The sequence below is a fragment of the Pseudobutyrivibrio sp. LB2011 genome, from assembly GCF_000701765.1.
In the GTDB taxonomy this organism is placed as follows: Bacteria; Bacillota; Clostridia; order Lachnospirales; family Lachnospiraceae; genus Pseudobutyrivibrio; species Pseudobutyrivibrio ruminis.
Window position 1 is genome coordinate 1 of record NZ_JNJS01000004.1, and the last position, 18,033, is coordinate 18,033.

Here is an 18,033-nt window from a genome sequence, read left to right on the forward strand (position 1 = left end):
CGTAGGATATTTGAGAGGAGCTGCCCCTAGTACGAGAGGACCGGGGTGGACGGACCACTGGTGTATCAGCTGTCGACCAACGGCATAGCTGAGTAGCCAAGTCTGGACGGGATAAACGCTGAAGGCATCTAAGCGTGAAGCCCCCCTCAAGATGAGATATCCCATTCCTTCAAGGAAATAAGATCCCTTATAGACGATAAGGTAGATAGGTTCAAGGTGTAAGTGCGGTAACGCATTCAGCTGATGAATACTAATAGATCGAAGGTTTATTCTAAAAAGAAGATATGTAGTATCGGAATACTGTGTGAAGTTTTGAGGTTGCTAGTCAACCAAATTAATATTCCTCAATAGCTCAGTTGGTAGAGCACTCGGCTGTTAACCGAGTTGTCGTAGGTTCGAGTCCTACTTGGGGAGCTGATGGCTCCGTGGTCAAGCGGTTAAGACATCGCCCTTTCACGGCGGTAACACGGGTTCAATTCCCGTCGGAGTCACTTGCCTTTGGCAAACAATAAGCCGATGTGGCTCAATTGGCAGAGCAGCTGATTTGTAATCAGCAGGTTATCGGTTCGAGTCCGATCATCGGCTTTTTTCTATTGAGTAGAAAGAGGCCAATTTTTTTTATAAGGGTCTTGCTTGTATACACAATATGGACCTTTAGCTCAGTTGGTTAGAGCAACCGGCTCATAACCGGTCGGTCCAGGGTTCGAGTCCCTGAGGGTCCACTTTCTATAAAATATAATATGGCCTCATGGCTCAGTTGGTTAGAGCGCCGCCCTGTCACGGCGGAGGTCGAGGGTTCAAGTCCCTCTGGGGTCGTTTCCAGTTCTATATTATTTGTGGGATCTTAGCTCAGCTGGGAGAGCATCTGCCTTACAAGCAGGGGGTCACAGGTTCGAGCCCTGTAGGTCCCATTCACAATCATTAATTTGATTGTAGATGCCGTAGTGGCGGAACTGGCAGACGCGCGGGACTTAAAATCCCGTGGTGGCGACATCGTACCGGTTCGATTCCGGTCTACGGCATTCACTCTTTTGAGTGAAACTGAATATTGTGTGTGTGTAGCTCAGCTGGATAGAGCACTTGGCTACGGACCAAGGTGTCGGGGGTTCGAATCCTCTCACGCACGCTAAATTAAAAGAAAAAGAGATAGGTTCATACCTATCTCTTTTTCTTTTAACTCACCGGCAGGTCGAATTCGAACAGGTTCGAACTCTCGCCTGCCGGCTCGGTCGGCGCTAAACGACGTCCACTGGACGTCAGCGCCCTCTCACGCACGCTTTTTCATTTTTAAGAAAGATATAATCATCTAAGCTTGTTGGAATCTCGTTTGCCGCATTTAGTTGTTTAATCCATTCAAAGGTTACTCTTGCTTTTTGGTTTAATGGGAGTAGCTAAGCACAGCATTGTTTCTATAGGTACTTATGGACAAATTAGAAACTCAGAATCGTAGCGGTATTTAAGAGAAGGACTTATTTCAATGCTAGATGAATTGGAACCGGAAGTAGTACTTGTATATGGAGCAATGCTAAAATCAATTTTTGGAGAATTGGAAAGTAGGACTAGATTTTTGAAATATCCTGATTGGACTACTAGAATGAAAAGTAAATAAGTTGGATGGATGATAAAGCGTAGGCAAAAATGATTGACTACGCTTTATTTAATTAATAAAAGTTTCTTATATATGTCAAATAATTGATATTATTAAAAATCATTCGAATAAAAATAAGAATAATAGGCAAGAACATAACTACTTGTTTTTTGCTGGATATGGTTGTTTCATTAATAATTCCAGAGATGCAAAAAATAACTGCGAAGATCATAAAGTTAAAAACTCTATACCCTGATGCAATTATTGTTGGAGAAAAACCTATAATAATAAAACTACAAGCACCTGCAAAAAATATGAGCAAATATATGAATCCAACTCGTATATCATCAAAAGCATATAACAAAGAAATTGAAGATAATAAAAAAGCAACAAGCAATACACATAGATAGATATTGTCAGCCGCTGTACCATTATATAAAGAGTTGAAATCTTGTGTAAAAAACGTTGGAAATAATTGATCCACAATACTCGATATCAAACAAAACAATAATGCAGCTGATGTTAGTAAAAACTTTTTAGGTGTATTGAAATTCTTTATCATAATTATAATAAGCATACATGCTATAAAGAATTTGGTATCTGTATTTGTAAAAGATGCAATTAAACCATGAAAAATTCCATTGGCAATTTTATCGAGAGTGTTCCAGCTTGAAAAGATTGGAAAGTTATTTTCTATTTCATATGTAGTTCTTATGCTGTTTCCTGGGCAGGATACAGAAAATAGAATTCCAATAAAACTAATTATATTTACAAAGATGTAAGGCTTTCTTTTACTAGCCATGAGTTTAACATTTAATAGTAATGAAAGTGTAAAGAGTACAATAGCTGTGATTTCAAAATTGGAACATACAATTGCACCTAATATACACAAGCACCATTGCCATTTATTGACGGATTCATTTCTCATAACATTTATTAGAGGTAATGCAGTCATAAGAAGGCCTAGAACTGGTAATACATAATTTAATCCTGTTGCTATAAATCCTGTATCAGATAAATAAAATAATGGAAAAGATAAGATTAGTAAGTCTACGGATATAACTTGTTTAATAGATAAATTATTTTGTAAAAGACAATAATAATAACAAACTAAACAGAGGATTAGTGAAAAAAACAATCTAAAAGCTACTAATGGTAATACAGAAAATAGAGCTACGATTGCTTCAATTATTAAACGTGAAGACCATGTTGAGTAACGGCTGGCAAGAAAATCAAAAATTGAATCTTTGCTATAAACAAGTTTGTAGAATATAACATCATCGTTATATCTGTTATTATAACCATATGAAAGTGAAAGAAAAAATACAAGGAATAAAATGACGTATGTCAGAAAGATTGGATTTCTAAAACGTGATTTTTTTATATTATTGTCATGCATAAAACACCTCTAGAGAAGAATCAACCATAAGAGGTGTTTTATTATATATATGTTTTGTCAATATTATATATGTTTAAATTTTAAAAACCAATTAACTTCTTTTCCAATGCATTCCAATCGTTTTTTCTTTGAGAAAAGTTGTTGAAAGAATTCTTGACAGACTTCGAACTCTCGCCTGCCGGCTCGGTCGGCGCTAATCGACGTCCACTGGACGTCAGCGCCCTCTCACGCACGCTATTTTGGGCGCAATCTTTATTATAATCATAGACAGCTAACATTGACAGTGTTTATATGATGTGATAAAACTGTACTATAAGCTGTAGTACAGTCTAGAACATATGGGGAATTGAAGTATGAGAATAATTGGCTTTTTCTTGTGGTTAATACAGGGAATATTGTTGTTGGCTTTGACCATGTTAGGCATTATGGCGATTGACTATTATGTTAGTCCAGATTGGTTATACAATGACAATATTGTCTTTTTTATTTTAGGTCTAGTTTTTTTTATTCATTTTATATTTGGAATTAAAAGAAGTAATAAGAGATATAATAAGAAACAAGAGTATGAAGATACATATTATGATGAGTATCAGCCTGTAAAGACTTATCATGCTCACACTAAGAAACCAAATCATTTACGTCGTTCTTTCCTGGCTTGTTCACTGGTAGCTTTATTATTAATCGGGCTAGGTATTCATAACATTTCTAAGCAAAAAAGTTTAGATGGCGTACCGGAAAACGTTATCGAGTTTGGTGAAAATTATCCAGAAGCAGAGGAATACGTTAAGAATTTCAATAAATACGCATATGCTGATCTTGACATGGATGTGTCAGATGAAATGTCCAAGAAAGACATTCCTCTTTTTATCCAGTGGGATAAAAGATGGGGATATAAAAACTATGGCGCTAATTACGTGGGTGTAGCAGGCTGTGGGCCTACATGTCTTGCAATGGTTGTTTGTGGATTAGAGCAAGATGCAGATATAAATCCATATGTTGTTGCAGAATATGCATCAGACAAGGGATACTATACATATGGTCAGGGAACATCCTGGGATATTATGACAGAAGGTGCGCGTCATTACGGACTGAGCGTTTCTAGTGGAAATGTTTCTTCGGAATATATTACAGACAATTTGTCCAGCGAAACGCCTATGATTTGCTCAATGTCACCAGGAGATTTTACAAAAACAGGGCATTTTATTGTATTAACTGGAATAGATTCAAACGGAAAAATCATTGTAAATGATCCAAACAGTCCTAAGAATAGTAACAAACACTGGGATGTAAATACATTAGTATCCCAGATGAAGAGTGTTTGGAAATATAATATATAGTTAAATTGGAGGGGAAGAGATGAAAAAATTACTTGTATGTTGTCTTTGTGGTTTATTATTAGTTGGATGTGGACAGTCCAACACAGATAACACATCAGAATTAGAAAACTCAGAGGAGACTAATCAGGTACAAGAATCAGTTGAAAGTGAACCAGAAGAGTCAGAAGAAATAACTGAAGCAGAGCCTGAAATAGCTGAATATCCATTAAACCTAGATATATCAGGATGTGATACATTTACTCAGATTGTAGACACAGTTCTTGAGCCAGGAATGGGCTATACAAACGAAACAATCGGTGATACAGACGCTTTGTTAGTATGCACATTTGCTTACGATAACATGGATGGCAATATGGCAGCTATCGATTCGGCGATATATGTTTATAATGATGGCGTGCCAGAGTGTATTGGAAATGTATCCTCTATAGGCACAGCTTATCCGCTTGCAGTAAAGGATGGCTATTTATATGTTGGAATCTATCATGGAACTGCAAAATATACTATTGAAGATAATGAGTTAATTGAAGTGGAGTCTTCATGGATAGAATATGATGATGAAGGTAACGAAGAATTCTATTACCATGAGGTAGCAGGAGAAGAAACAAAATCAGAAAGCTCTGATGCAGTAGACAGCATTCAGAATGAATATGATGAAGCTACAATCCTCAATTTCGATGTAATTCAATAAAAAGGGTGAAGCGCTAGCATTGAATGCTAGCGCTTCTTTTATTAAATGTATTGAAATGAAAAATGAAGTTATTATCTAGTAGTTATTATTTGCTCTGTTCCGCAAGCCATGACCACATATTTACGCCATCTTCTTCACATTCATTGTTGAAGAAGTACAACCATGACCAGTGGCCCATGTATTGGTATGCTTCACCATCATCTCCGGTGAAACGGCCAGTTGTATCATGTACATCGTCAAATACTGAAGAATGAACATTAGCACCGATTGCTTCAAGTCGTTCGATTGTTGGAATTTCAAAATTTTCTGGAACAACAGTTGTGTCGTTTTTCGCATATATGAACCATACTGGTAAATCCTTAATTGATTCAATTTGAGCATCTGTGATTCCACTGTCAGCGTATGCTTCACAGATTGGGAAAGCAGCTGCAAAATAATCAGGATAATTCATAATCATATCCATTGTCATGTAGCCACCATTTGAGCATCCTCCAATATAAATACGATTTGTATCGATATTAGGATTAGATGCAACGTATTCATCTATAAGGCCTTTTAAGGTTTCAAGGTAAACAGAGTCTGTACCAGGATTATCGGCCCAATCTCCATTTTCATTATAAGTAAGCCAGAAGGTATCTGTTTGAGGTGTAAGTACATAAGCTCCACCCATTACTTCTTGAAATTCATCGGAATATAAAGCTGTTACTTCGTTGCCTAATACAGCGATTTCGTTTTGTGTACCACCTTCTCCTGCACCATGAATCCAAATAACAAGCGGGTGTTTATTTCCGTCATCTTCTGGAACATAAGAACCATATGTCAGTGTATACTTGTCATCTGAATATGTTCCTGTTAAATCAACGTTTTCAAGTTGAGGATAAATCGAACCATCTAAAGATAAATCAATAGCTGGGTCAATTGATACGTCAGAAATCTCAGCACCATTTGCATTTTTTAATGATTGACCATCAGTTAATGTTACTTCCAATTCATAAGGTGAGCACACAGTGTTTTGCCAAGTGAAAACATCGTAGCAGAATGGGTTACCCTCATCTGGACTATATGAAAGCTCAAGGGCAACATATTCAGATGAATCAGTTTTGTTTCCGTTCTCATCACAGGTGTAGGCATCTAATACGGTCCTATCTGAAGTTGCTGTAATGTGTTCTGAAGGATCACCTTCAAAGTTTTCATCCATAAGTGCGGCATAGTTAAATGATTCTTTTGTTTCAGATACAGAAAATGTATCAGCCGATACTGATGAAGAATCAATTGAATCATTAAAGTGGATTATTGTAGTAGTTACCGCTGGTCCCCAATCATCACCAACTACTACAGCCTTTTGTGTTCCAGTTAATGAAACTGGAGTGTTTGCATCGACTGTGGTATCACTGTTTGAAGATTCAGTTGTACCACAACCCACAAGACCGAAGACACACAATGATGCCATCACTAGAGAAATAGTTTTTTTCCTCATTGTAAAAATCCTCCCATATATTGATTGATAACAGAGTGAATAATAGCACAAATAAACTCTGCAGATTTAGTTGACTGATAACTGGTCAAAATATAAGGATGATTGGTAAAACAAAAAAACTGATGCAATTCAATGGTATGTGATATAATTTCTACAGACTAGTTTATGGAGGTATGAAATGAAAGCATATTTTGCAGGTGGATGTTTTTGGTGTGTAACACCAATTTATAAAATATATGGAGTAGACCAGGTAACATGTGGTTACTCCGGTGGTGATGAAGTAAATCCTACATATGAGGATGTTAAGGCGCAAAAGACAGGACATAGGGAAACTATTGAATTGACATATGATCCAGCAAATGTGACCTATGACAAATTGCTTGATATTTATCTTGCAAATGTTGATCCCTTTGATGGAGAAGGCCAGTTCATTGATAAAGGTTTTTCTTATACATTAGCTATCTATTACAATGCTGATGAAGAAAAAGCTATTGCTGAAAAGAAGATAAAGGAGCTGGAGCAGGAGACAGGTAAGAAGGTTCAAATCTCCTTAGAAAAGTTTAAAAGCTTTTATGAGGCAGAGGAAGAACATCAGGATTATTATTTAAAAAATCCGGAAGCCTTTGAAAAGGAGCTAATAGAAAGCGGTCGAAAGGAGTCATAATCATGCAGGAAAAACTAAAAAAGATAAAGGTTTTGTTTGGTGATGTAGATAACACACTTCTTTGCCTAAAAATGTACAACGAAGCTGGTAAAAGAATAGTTGGTTTTGAAGATGCTAACGACTGGCTTAAGTATAATATAAACAATAATGCTTACATCAAATGCCAGGCTCCTAGAGGAGTAAAGAATCTTATCGATGATTTACATTTTAATCATGGTGTTAAGATTTATGGCCTAACAGAATGTAGCAACTCTTTTGAATACAACTCAAAATATAACCGTCTGAGAGAGTGTTACCCAGGTGTTTTCGAGCATCATGGAGATCTGATTTCAACAGAAACACGTCATAAAAAAGTTCTCATAATGAAAATGATTGCAGAACGCGACGGCTACAATATGGACGAGATTATGTTTATAGATGATAGCTATACAGAAATCATGGAAGCTTTTGGAGCAGGAATCTTGGCCATGCATACCACAGAAGTTATGGAGCGATTCATGTAATAAAAGTATTCCGAAATGGAATATAAGCTATACATAAAAGAATACCAGATACCCCTTAAATCTATTGAGATAAACGAAGTATGATTATAAAATTTATTTTGTATGTTTTAAAGAATAAGGGGTATTTTTTTGGTATATATAATTAAAAGGGTATTACAGTTAATACCGATTCTGTTTGCAATTACATTTCTTTCATTTGCAATGATGCGACTTGCTGGAAGTGATGTTGTTGAGCAGAAAATGTTGAACACAGGACAAGTAATTTCAGAAACGCAGTTAGATATGGCAAGGGAACAATTAGGTCTTAATTCTCCCTTTTTAGTTCAATATTTTAGATGGCTTGGCAATTTACTTCACGGTGACATGGGCGTTAGTTATGTCTCGGGCAAAGATGTATTTGAGACATTTGTTTCAAAGCTTCCAGCTACAATACTGCTTACAGTCACATCGATTGCACTTACAGTCATTATCTCCATTCCTCTTGGAGTTATATCAGCTGTATATCAAAACAAATTCATAGACTACATAATAAGATTCTTTAGTTTTATAGGAAATAGTCTTCCTAACTTCTTTGTATCACTAGTATTGATGTATTTCTTAGGAATCAAGTTAGGCTGGCTACCTATCATATCTAAAGATATAAATAGCACAAGCATAATTATGCCAACTTTGACTTTGGCTATAGCTATGTCTTCAAAATACTTACGTCAGGTTCGTACAACTGTGTTGGACGAGCTAAGCAAGGATTACATTGTTGGAGCTAAGGCAAGAGGTGTAAAGTTTTCAATTACACTCATGGGAAGTGTGCTTCGTGCAACACTGGTAACAATAATTACGCTGTTGGCATTATCTATTGGAAGCCTTTTGGGGGGAACAGCTATTGTTGAATCTATTTTTATGTGGGATGGCGTTGGCAAAATGGCAGTAGATGCAATTAATATGCGTGACTATCCAATTATTCAGGCATATGTAATGTGGATGGCGATTATCTATGTGCTCGTTAATCTCATTACAGATTTATCATACAGATTCTTGGACCCAAGAATTAGATTGGGGGATAGAGAATCATGAAAAAGAAAATCAAATTAATCATAATGAGTTGCTTAGTAGTTCTGATTATTTTCATGGCTATTTTTGCAACATATATATGTCCATACGACCCTTATGAACAGGATTTGAGTATTGCATATCAGGCGCCTAGCTTGCAGCATCTTATGGGAACAGATGCCTATGGCAGAGATATGTTTTCAAGAGTAATAATAGGTGGCCAGGTAAGTATATTATCGACACTGGCTCTGGTAGTAATTATTGCAGTATTTGGCACAACCATAGGAATTATATGCGGATACTTTGGTAATAAAGTTGATTTTGTTGTTATGAGAATATCAGATTTATGTCTTGCTTTCCCAGGATTAGTATTTGCTCTAGCAGTAGCAGCAATACTAGGTGGAGGTATCGTAAATGCGGTAATCGCACTTGCGGTTATAAGTTGGCCAAAGTATTCTCGTGTTGCTAGAGGACTTACATTATCCATAAAGGATTGCACATATATTGAGGCAGCAAAACTGGCAGGCGACAATTCATTACAAATAATATGTCGCCATGTGATTCCAAATATCGTAGGTCCAATAATAGTAACCGCTACATTGGATATTGGAACAATGATGATGGAGATTGCAGGTTTATCATTTTTGGGACTTGGCGCACAGCCACCTGTAGCAGAGTGGGGAAGTATGATGTCCAATGGAAGAAGCATGCTACAGACCTATCCATGGGTTGTATTGTCACCAGGAATCGCAATTTTTATATCAGTAGTTATTTTCAATCTTTTTGGAGATACATTACGCGATGCAGTAGATCCTAAAAACGCATCACGAACATTGGAGTAATTAAGGTAATTAGAAATTTCTTAATAAAGAAGTTTTTAATATATAAATTTAAGGAGTATTTATAATGAAAAAGCTAGTAGCAATGATTCTTGCTTTAACTCTTACAGCTGCTACATTTGTAGGCTGTGGAACAAAAGCAGAAAACCAGACAGCTGATTCTAATGTAGAATCAGGAAAGAAGACTTTTGTCTTTGGAGACACAACATTTAATGCGGAAAATGAAGAGGCAAATATTGATCCACATGATACATATTGTGGATGGGCTGCAATCCGTTATGGTGTGGGAGAGACACTATTCAAGTTCAATGACAATATGGAACTTGAGCCATGGATTGCTGAAAGTTATGAAAACATTGATGAATTAACATGGAAAATTACACTTAAGGATGGAGTAACATTCTCTAATGGAAATCCTTGTGACGCAGAGGCTGTAAAGGCTTGCATCGAGGATTTGGTTGCAGTTCATGAACGTGCAGCAGGAGATTTAGCAATTGATTCAATTGAGGCAGATGGTCTTGAGCTTACAATTAAAACTACAACACCAAAGCCAACATTAATTAATTATCTTTGTGATCCTTATGGTTGTATCATAGATGTTACAGCTGGAAATGCAGATGGAATTGTTGTTGGTACAGGTCCATTCGTTGCAACAGAGTTGGTTACAGATGACCATTTAAATCTAGTAAAGAACGAGAATTACTGGGGTGGAAATGTAAATATTGATGAAGTAACTGTTCTTACTATCTCTGATGGAGATACACTTGCAATGGCACTTCAGAATGGTGATATTGATGCTGCTTATGGTATGGCTTATGCAAGTTATCCATTATTTGAAAATGATGATTATGTATTTACAAGCACAGCTACAAGCCGAGCTTTCTATCTTCAGATGAACTATAATTCAGATATCATAAAGGATGATGCAGTACGAGAGGCAATTGCTCTTGGCATCGATAAAGAAGGATTCGTAAATACGTTATTAAATGGATATGGATATGTGGGCTCAGGTGCATTCCCAGATTCATTTCCATTTGGTAAGGGCGTAAATGCCAAGGAGTATGACCCTGAAAAGGCTAAAGAGGTTTTGGAAGCAGCAGGTTGGGTTGATACCGATGGTGATGGAATCAGAGAAAAAGATGGAAAGACATTAACAATCAATTGGGTATCATATCCTAGCCGTCAGGAGCTTCCTCTTTTAGCTGAGAGCGCTCAGGCTAATCTAAAGGATATCGGAATTGATGTACAGTTAAATGTAACAGCTGACCACGGCACAATCGTTTCAGAGCCTACAGGATGGGACGTATATGCAGCAGCATTTGTTACTGCCGGTATTGGTGATCCAATGTATTTCTTTAGTACACATTGTTTATCAGATTCAACAAAGAATCGTGGAGCATATTCTAATGCACAGTTGGAGGAGCTTGCACAGGAGATGAACAACACATTTGATGTTGATGCAAGAAATGATTTGGCTGTTCAGATGCAGCAGATAATTTTGGATGATGATGCATTTGTATTCTGTTCATTCCTTCGTATGAGCATGATTAGCAAAGCCAATGTTACAGGTTTGACAGCTCATTCTAGTGATTATTATGAGCTTACAGCAGAATTAGATATTAATTAATTTGAGGAGAGCTTACGCTATGAATGAAACTTTTTTTGATTACAATTCCGTAAGTATAGAATTTGATGGAAAAGTGGCAGTTAATAGCGTAAGCTTTTCTATTAATAAGGGCGAAGTGCTTGCTTTAGTAGGTGAGTCTGGCAGTGGTAAATCTACAATAATTAAGTCGATAATTGGAATACTAAATTCAGATGGAAAAGTAACTGAAGGCGAAGTGGTATTCGAAGGTGAAAATCTCTTTTCTAAAAAGGAAAAAGAGTATCGAAATATACGCGGAAAAAAAATAGGAATGATTTTCCAGGACTCATTAGGTTCCTTTTGCCCAATAAGGACAATCGGAGACCAGATAACAGAAGCGGTGAGAGCTCATGAAAAAATAAGCAAACCAGAAGTGAAGGCAAAAGCATTGGAGCTATTTCATAAGCTGAATTTTAGTGAACCGGAAAAGCTATGGAAAAGCTATCCATTTGAGCTGTCTGGTGGAATGAATCAACGTGTAGGAATAGCTATGGCGATGTTACTTGATCCGCCATTACTTTTGGCGGATGAGCCAACCAGTGCTCTGGATCCCAAAGCTACAGATATGGTTTTAGAGGAACTCAATAATATGCGTGATAATCTTGGTACTTCTATCATCATTGTGACTCATGACATGTCAATTGTGCCAAGAATAGCAGACAAAATATTAGTTTTAAAAGATGGAACAGTAATGGAATATGGCAAGGCAACAGAGGTCTTAAATAATCCTAAAAGCGATTACACAAAGCTTTTATGTGACGCAGTGCCAGTTTCAGGGAGAAAAGGATGGAACCTTTCATTAAAGTAGAAAATATATGTAAGACATTTTCTAGGAATGATAAACAGAATACAGAAGTCCTAAAGGGCATTTCTTTTCAGGTGAACAAAGGTGAATGTCTCGGAATAGTTGGAGAGTCCGGAAGTGGAAAAAGCACATTGGCGCGAATTATGCTTGGGCTGATTCCTGCTACAGATGGAAAGATAATCATCAATGGAGAAGAGCAAAAAGGGATTAGACTTGGAAGCCAGATGGTCTTTCAGAACCCAAATGAATCTTTTAATCCTCGTAAAACTATTGGGTATGGTGTCGGTGAAGGTTTAAAGAATAAGGGGGTGCCACAGGATGAAATTGACGAAAAGATAGATTATCTTTTCGACATGTGTGGTCTACAAAGGGAGTTGAAAAATAAATACCCACACCAAATCAGCGGAGGCCAATGTCAGCGAGCTGCTATAGCCAGAGCGTTAGCTATGAATCCGGATATACTTATATGTGATGAAGCGACAAGTGCGTTGGATGTGACGGTACAAAAACAAGTAATCGAACTGTTGCAGGAACTTAGAAGCAAGCAGGATATAACGATTATATTTATCAGTCATAACATGGCACTTGTAGAAATGTTTTGTGATCGAGCCATTTTGATTGAAAATGGCACAACAAAAAGAACTTTTGGTCCAACATAGCCCAAAACTATGGCTATTAACAGTAAAATAAAGTACAATAAAAACTGTTCGGAGGCAATCCAGTTTCTGAATGGTTTTTTATTTTTTAAGATTATGGAAAAGTTAGTAAACGATAATAAAGCCTATTGGATTCAAAGAGCCAAAGGCTATTCAGAGGTTAATAAAGAAGAGTTATCCGGGATTCAGCATAGCACATGGAAAGAGTTTTTGGTGTCAGAAATCTCCAAGTGTTTCCCAGAAAGGGAGCCAGGCTCAATAAAGATTTTAGATGTGGGAGCTGGACCAGGTTTTATATCTATTATTTTGTCGGAAGCAGGCTATCAGGTTACTGCATTCGATTTCGCAGATACCATGCTGGCAGAGGCTAAAGCTAATGCTGGCGAATTATCAAATCAAATAGATTTTGTTCAAGGAGATGCATTGAATCTTCCATTTGAAAAAGATTCTTTTGATGTGGTATTTTCCAGAAATCTTACATGGAATCTTTCAGACCCTGCAAGGGCATATGTTCAGTGGCTTTCTGTTTTAAAGACAGGTGGGCTAATGCTTGTGTTTGATGCAAATTGGTATTCATATCTAGTAGATGAAGAAAAAATGCAAGAATACAAAACAGATCGAGACAATGTAAAAAATAGTTGTCTGGATGACTACAATATAGGCGATAATTTTGAGCAGATGGAACGCATTGCTCTTTCATTGCCACTTACAGATAAAATTCGTCCTAAGTGGGATTATGAATTTTTAAATAGTATTGAAGCAGGGCAGGTGTCCGTGCTTGAGGATGTGGGAAGCAGACTCTATTCTGAAAAAGAAAGGATAAATTATAATTCTACCCCACTATTTATGGTTAGAACAGTAAAAGGGTTATTTTAATGGGTGAGTTACACTATATTGCCTTTGAGGAAGAGGCAGATGATATAAAAGAGAAAGTAGAAAGCTACTGGACCAAAAGAGCCGATGGTTTTTTCGATTTAAGACACGATGAAATAGAAAGCAATAAAGTTGATAGATGGCTTAAGGAAATAGACCAATATTTACCAACAGATAGAAGCCTTAAGATTCTTGATGTTGGATGTGGAGCAGGATTTTTTGAAATTATTTTAGGAAAGCTTGGGCACAGTGTTACTGGTGTCGATTTAACTGAAGAGATGGTTGCTAAAGCAAATGAAATGATTCGTATATACGATATGGACTCTTCAAAGATAAAGGCTCAGGTTGGAGATGCAGAGAATCTGGATTTTGCCGATGAAGAGTTTGATGTAGTGATTAGCAGAAATCTTACATGGACACTTCCACATCCAATTGATGCTTATACACAGTGGCATAGAGTTCTTAAAAAGGGTGGAGTCCTGCTTAATTTTGATGCGGAATATGCTAAAGGGGCTCATAACCTTAAAAGTCCAGAGAACCTTGCGCACAAGGATATACCGGATAATCTTAAAGAAGAATGTCATGATATTTATCACATGCTTACAATTAGTATGCTCGATAGACCTCATTGGGATGAACATGTTTTATCTGATATAGGATTTTCATCAATTGAGGTTGACGATGATTTTGGAAATAGAATATTTGTAGAGCATGACGAGTTTTATATACCAGACAAAATGTTTAGTATCAAAGCTGTTAAAGCATAATGATGGGGGATTATTATGGAAATAAAGCAATTAAAATACTTTGTTGTAGCTGCAGATGTAGGGTCTTTTAGTGAAGCTGCAAAGGTTTTATACACAACTCAATCTAGCGTCAGCAAGGTAATCTCTGCTCTCGAAAAGGAATTAGGTTATAACCTTTTCCAAAGAGAGAGCAAAGGTATTGCTTTGACATATGAGGGAGTGAAGTTTCACAACAAGGCAAGCGTCCTTGTTTCTGATTTTGAAGCACTGGAAACAACTAGTGTGGAGAATAATAATATCGTAAAAATAAGTATTAACCATAGTTCATGGTTGGCAAACTGTTTCTCAGATTTTTATGAATTAAATAAAGACGATGATGTTTGCTATAACATTCATACAGACACAACCCATAATATCATTAATCGTATGAGAATAATGGAGGATGAGGTTGGCTTTGTATATGTATTTCCTGATACAAGATTACAGTTTGAATATGAAATAAAAAAATATCAGTTGAAATTCGAAAGACTAAAGTCTGTGGATGGAATGATTTATTTCCAGCCAGATGATATACAGCAGAATAGGGATTATTCAAGCAAGATTATTCATGATTTGAAATATATTCAATCTGAACAGGATGATTATATTAGACAGGAATCTTTCCAGACCGAGGAGGGAGAGCCTGTAAATATAAAAAATGATATTGCTGTAATTACAAATAGTGATTATGTTATGCATGCATTATTGAAAAATAATTCATTAGCAAATCTTAGTGCAGATAGTTTTAATAGTTATGATTTAGGAATTAGACCAGGAATTCGACTAAAAAATACAAGAGGAAGTATTGACTTCGGAATCATTACAAATGAGAAGGGAAGACAAAGCAATCAAGCAAGGGCATTTGTGGATTATATTAAGAATCAACTACTTTAAATTTTCGAAACTCTTCTTTTTGATAAAGTGGTAAAGCTCCATTTCACAAGGGTTTGGGGGATAATTTATTAAAAAATAAAATTTGAAAAAATGTGAAGAAATTATGAAAAAAGACTTGCGCAAATGTGTATTAAGTGTTATATTCTATATCGTACTAGCGAAAAGCTAATACCAAATTTTTCATAACTCAGCGACCAAGGGCAACTTTGGTCGCACTCCCCGAACTTCCAGTCGGCGCGTTGGCGCCGGCTTTTTTTTATTCATATGGAAATCATAAAAATTCACATAGAATCAAAAGAAGCAATTTACTACTTTTCAAAAGAGCTGTCTCTTTAAATAGAGGTGGTTTTTTATACGCCGTATAGGTATAATAAATCATACGAGTAATTCGTATGTTTTTAGTTAGGAGTATTAATAATGGGTGAAGTTAAAGTAATTGAAATCGGTGAGAGCGTTTTCGCGGAAAACGAAGCGGCAGCTGATGCAATTAGAAATCAAATGAAAGAGCAGGGAACATTCTTTTTAAATGTAATGTCTGGTCCAGGTTCAGGAAAGACAACTACACTTTCTGCTCTTATTAATAGAATGAAAGATAAATACAAAATCGGTGAGATGGATGTTGATATCGAGACAAGTATCGACGCTCAGCGTGTAGCCGACGCTACAGGTGTTCAGTCTATCCAGATTCACAATATGGGACTTTGTCACATCGATGCAGACATGACAAGTCGTGCATTAATGGAATACGACACAACGGATTTTGATTTATTAATTTTGGAAAACATAGGTAATCTTGTTTGTCCAGCAGAGTTTGATGTTGGAGCCAACAAAAACCTTATGTTACTTTCAGTTCCAGAGGGAGACGATAAGCCACTTAAGTACCCTCTTATGTTCGAGATTAGTGACGTAGTATTAATTAATAAGATAGATACTCTTGAGTATTTTGATTTTAGCAAAGAAAAAGTTACAGAAAGAATCTTGAAGCTCAATCCAAATGCAAAGATTTTCTTCGTAAGTGGAAAGACTGGCGAGGGACTTGATGAAGTTGTTGCATGGTTAGAGGATGAAATTGCTGCAGTAAAATAGTTTTAAATGTTCGGCTTTATATAAGGAGAATAATTTGAATTATCAGCAGAAAAATATGACGAGAAGTGAGTACGAAGAATTTTTGAAAGTTTCAGCTGGCGAAATGCCAGCTGATTTAGTACTGCGCAATGGAGTATATCTGGACGTATTCACAAATCAGTTCAAAAAAGGCGATATCGCAATTAGCAAAGGTAGCTTTGCGGGAATAGGTAAATACGAAGGTAAAATGACCATCGATATGACAGGCAAGACAATTGTGCCTGGATTTATCGATGGTCATATTCATATAGAAAGTACTACGGTAGTTCCGGAGATTTTTGCAAAAGAGGCAATCCTGCATGGAACTACTGCTATACTGACAGATCCTCATGAGATAGCAAACGTAATGGGGACAGACGGAATAAAATACATGTTGGAAGCTACAGAGAACCTTCCTATGGACATATTCTTTATGATTCCATCCTGCGTTCCATCCTGCGAGTTCGACGAAAGTGGTGCTCAGATATTCGCCCAGGATATGAAGCCATTTTTATCTAACAAAAGAGTATATGGTATTGCAGAACTGATGGATGTAAATGGCGTCGTTAATCGCAGATTCGATGTTATCGACAAGACGTATCTTGCTATTATGGAGGATAAGCTGATAGATGGCCATGCGCCTTTAGTAACTGGAAGGCAATTGATGGCATATGTTGCAGCAGGAGTGCTTTCAGATCATGAATGTTCAAATATTGATGAGGCAATGGAAAAGCTTGGCGCCGGTCTTTGGATAATGATTAGAGAAGGTACAGCAGCACAAAACCTGGAGGCACTTATCGATTTGTGTAAAGAACCATACGCATCCAGATGTGTGTTTTGCACTGATGACAGACACATCAATGACATAATGGATTATGGTCATATTGATAATATAATAAGAAAAGCAATCAATTTAGGAGTGGATCCTGTAATTGCATATAAAATGGCTTCATGCACTGCGGGAGTGTATTTTGGACTTCGCGACAGGGGCGCTATTTCACCTGGATTTCTTGCAGACTTTGTGGTGTTGAATGATGTGAATAGTGTGGATATCGATAGAGTATACAAAGCAGGTGTGGAAATGACTCATGACTACTTAAAAACACACTGTAAAAGCAATGTATCTTCTGACCTTATAGACAAGTCTCATAATACATTTAACTTGCCACAGATAACAAAGGAACTGTTGTTAAACAATAAAGCTTTGCCGGTTCTTGGCTTGGTAGAAGGACAGCTCATAACAACAGACGAGGGTAAATCTGAGGCGATAGATGTATCAAAGGATATTCTAAAGGCAGTTGTTGTTGAACGCCACTGTGGAACGGGCCATATAGGAATGGGATTTATAAAAGGCTATGGCTTGAAAAGAGGAGCAATTGCAACTTCTGTTGCTCATGATGCTCACAATATTATTGCTATCGGAGTATCAGAGGAAAACATATCAGCGGCTATCAATGAGCTAAAGAAAATTGGTGGTGGAATTGTGGTGTACGATGGAGAAAAGGTGCTTAAGACCTATCCACTTCCTGTTGCCGGATTGATGAGCGAGGTTAGTGCAGCTGATGCAAAAACTAAGCTAGATGAGATTCATGAGGCTGCTTATCAGTTAGGCGTAAATAAAAATATTGACCCATTTATGACATTAAGTTTTACAGCGCTGCCGGTAATACCGGAATTGAGAATTACCACTCATGGCGTGGTTAGTGTTAATGATTGGAAATTAGTATAA

At 36.9% G+C, this 18,033-nt stretch carries 17 protein-coding genes, 8 tRNA genes and 1 rRNA gene; 24 read left to right on the plus strand and 2 right to left on the minus strand.

Going from position 1 to position 18,033, the window contains the following annotated elements:
• The 10 genes from T375_RS07425 to T375_RS13790 form a co-directional block, all read left to right on the plus strand.
• A 23S ribosomal RNA gene (locus T375_RS07425) occupies positions 1-274 on the plus strand; the annotation flags it as partial.
• Between the two features lie 67 nt (positions 275-341).
• Positions 342-414, plus strand: a tRNA-Asn gene (locus T375_RS07430).
• A 5-nt stretch (positions 415-419) separates the two neighbouring features.
• Positions 420-491: transfer RNA gene (locus T375_RS07435), tRNA-Glu, on the plus strand.
• 21 nt (positions 492-512) lie between these two features.
• Positions 513-585: transfer RNA gene (locus T375_RS07440), tRNA-Thr, on the plus strand.
• Positions 586-648: 63 nt separating this feature from the next.
• Positions 649-722, plus strand: a tRNA-Ile gene (locus tag T375_RS07445).
• Positions 723-742: 20 nt separating this feature from the next.
• A tRNA-Asp gene (locus tag T375_RS07450) sits at positions 743-816 on the plus strand.
• A gap of 22 nt (positions 817-838) precedes the next feature.
• Positions 839-911: transfer RNA gene (locus T375_RS07455), tRNA-Val, on the plus strand.
• Between the two features lie 27 nt (positions 912-938).
• Positions 939-1,022: transfer RNA gene (locus tag T375_RS07460), tRNA-Leu, on the plus strand.
• A 30-nt stretch (positions 1,023-1,052) separates the two neighbouring features.
• Positions 1,053-1,126 (plus strand) — tRNA-Arg (locus T375_RS07465).
• Positions 1,127-1,477: 351 nt separating this feature from the next.
• Entirely contained in the window at positions 1,478-1,609 is a 132-nt protein-coding gene (locus T375_RS13790) for a DUF4417 domain-containing protein (protein ID WP_242839273.1), read from the plus strand.
• A 52-nt stretch (positions 1,610-1,661) separates the two neighbouring features.
• On the opposite strand, the gene T375_RS07470 is transcribed toward T375_RS13790, so the two are convergent.
• Positions 1,662-2,987, minus strand: a complete 1,326-nt coding sequence (locus T375_RS07470) for a DUF6056 family protein (protein WP_044936889.1) — start codon at positions 2,985-2,987, stop codon at positions 1,662-1,664.
• 353 nt (positions 2,988-3,340) lie between these two features.
• On the opposite strand from T375_RS07470, the gene T375_RS07475 reads away from it, so the two are divergent.
• A complete protein-coding gene (locus T375_RS07475; RefSeq protein WP_049960343.1) occupies positions 3,341-4,324 on the plus strand; it encodes a C39 family peptidase in 984 nt (327 codons plus the stop codon).
• Positions 4,325-4,343: 19 nt separating this feature from the next.
• Positions 4,344-5,012, plus strand: coding sequence for a hypothetical protein (locus T375_RS07480; protein WP_044936890.1), 669 nt, complete (start codon positions 4,344-4,346; stop codon positions 5,010-5,012).
• Positions 5,013-5,097: 85 nt separating this feature from the next.
• Here T375_RS07480 and T375_RS07485 read toward each other — a convergent pair whose 3' ends face one another.
• Positions 5,098-6,489, minus strand: a complete 1,392-nt coding sequence (locus tag T375_RS07485; RefSeq protein ID WP_049960344.1) for a prolyl oligopeptidase family serine peptidase — start codon at positions 6,487-6,489, stop codon at positions 5,098-5,100.
• A 178-nt stretch (positions 6,490-6,667) separates the two neighbouring features.
• Between T375_RS07485 and msrA the strand changes: the two genes are divergently transcribed.
• The 12 genes from msrA to ade all read left to right on the plus strand — a co-directional run bounded on the left by msrA (position 6,668) and on the right by ade (position 18,033).
• On the plus strand, positions 6,668-7,153 hold the full coding sequence (gene msrA, locus T375_RS07490; RefSeq protein WP_044936892.1) for a peptide-methionine (S)-S-oxide reductase MsrA: 486 nt from the start codon (positions 6,668-6,670) through the stop codon (positions 7,151-7,153).
• Between the two features lie 2 nt (positions 7,154-7,155).
• Complete coding sequence (locus tag T375_RS07495) at positions 7,156-7,656, plus strand: hypothetical protein (protein ID WP_044936895.1); 501 nt, start codon at positions 7,156-7,158, stop codon at positions 7,654-7,656.
• Positions 7,657-7,785: 129 nt separating this feature from the next.
• A complete protein-coding gene (gene nikB / locus T375_RS07500) occupies positions 7,786-8,727 on the plus strand; it encodes a nickel ABC transporter permease (RefSeq protein WP_044936897.1) in 942 nt (313 codons plus the stop codon).
• Positions 8,724-9,545 carry a nickel transporter permease gene (gene nikC / locus T375_RS07505; RefSeq protein ID WP_044936898.1) on the plus strand — a complete coding sequence of 274 codons (822 nt, stop codon included), beginning with the start codon at positions 8,724-8,726 and terminating at the stop codon, positions 9,543-9,545. Before nikB ends, nikC begins: the two co-directional genes overlap by 4 nt.
• Positions 9,546-9,609: 64 nt before the next feature.
• Positions 9,610-11,169 carry an ABC transporter substrate-binding protein gene (locus T375_RS07510; RefSeq protein WP_044936900.1) on the plus strand — a complete coding sequence of 520 codons (1,560 nt, stop codon included), beginning with the start codon at positions 9,610-9,612 and terminating at the stop codon, positions 11,167-11,169.
• Between the two features lie 19 nt (positions 11,170-11,188).
• Positions 11,189-11,995, plus strand: coding sequence for an ABC transporter ATP-binding protein (locus T375_RS07515; protein ID WP_044936902.1), 807 nt, complete (start codon positions 11,189-11,191; stop codon positions 11,993-11,995).
• Positions 11,974-12,651, plus strand: a complete 678-nt coding sequence (locus T375_RS07520) for an ABC transporter ATP-binding protein (RefSeq protein WP_044936904.1) — start codon at positions 11,974-11,976, stop codon at positions 12,649-12,651. The genes T375_RS07515 and T375_RS07520 overlap by 22 nt, the downstream gene beginning before the upstream one ends.
• A gap of 93 nt (positions 12,652-12,744) precedes the next feature.
• Positions 12,745-13,524, plus strand: a complete 780-nt coding sequence (locus T375_RS07525) for a class I SAM-dependent methyltransferase (RefSeq protein WP_044937474.1) — start codon at positions 12,745-12,747, stop codon at positions 13,522-13,524.
• Positions 13,524-14,288, plus strand: coding sequence for a class I SAM-dependent methyltransferase (locus T375_RS07530; protein ID WP_044936906.1), 765 nt, complete (start codon positions 13,524-13,526; stop codon positions 14,286-14,288). The genes T375_RS07525 and T375_RS07530 overlap by 1 nt, the downstream gene beginning before the upstream one ends.
• Positions 14,289-14,303: 15 nt before the next feature.
• Positions 14,304-15,200 carry a LysR family transcriptional regulator gene (locus tag T375_RS07535; protein ID WP_044936908.1) on the plus strand — a complete coding sequence of 299 codons (897 nt, stop codon included), beginning with the start codon at positions 14,304-14,306 and terminating at the stop codon, positions 15,198-15,200.
• A 417-nt stretch (positions 15,201-15,617) separates the two neighbouring features.
• Positions 15,618-16,286, plus strand: a complete 669-nt coding sequence (gene hypB, locus T375_RS07540; RefSeq protein ID WP_044936910.1) for a hydrogenase nickel incorporation protein HypB — start codon at positions 15,618-15,620, stop codon at positions 16,284-16,286.
• A 34-nt stretch (positions 16,287-16,320) separates the two neighbouring features.
• Positions 16,321-18,033 carry an adenine deaminase gene (gene ade, locus T375_RS07545; protein ID WP_242839274.1) on the plus strand — a complete coding sequence of 571 codons (1,713 nt, stop codon included), beginning with the start codon at positions 16,321-16,323 and terminating at the stop codon, positions 18,031-18,033.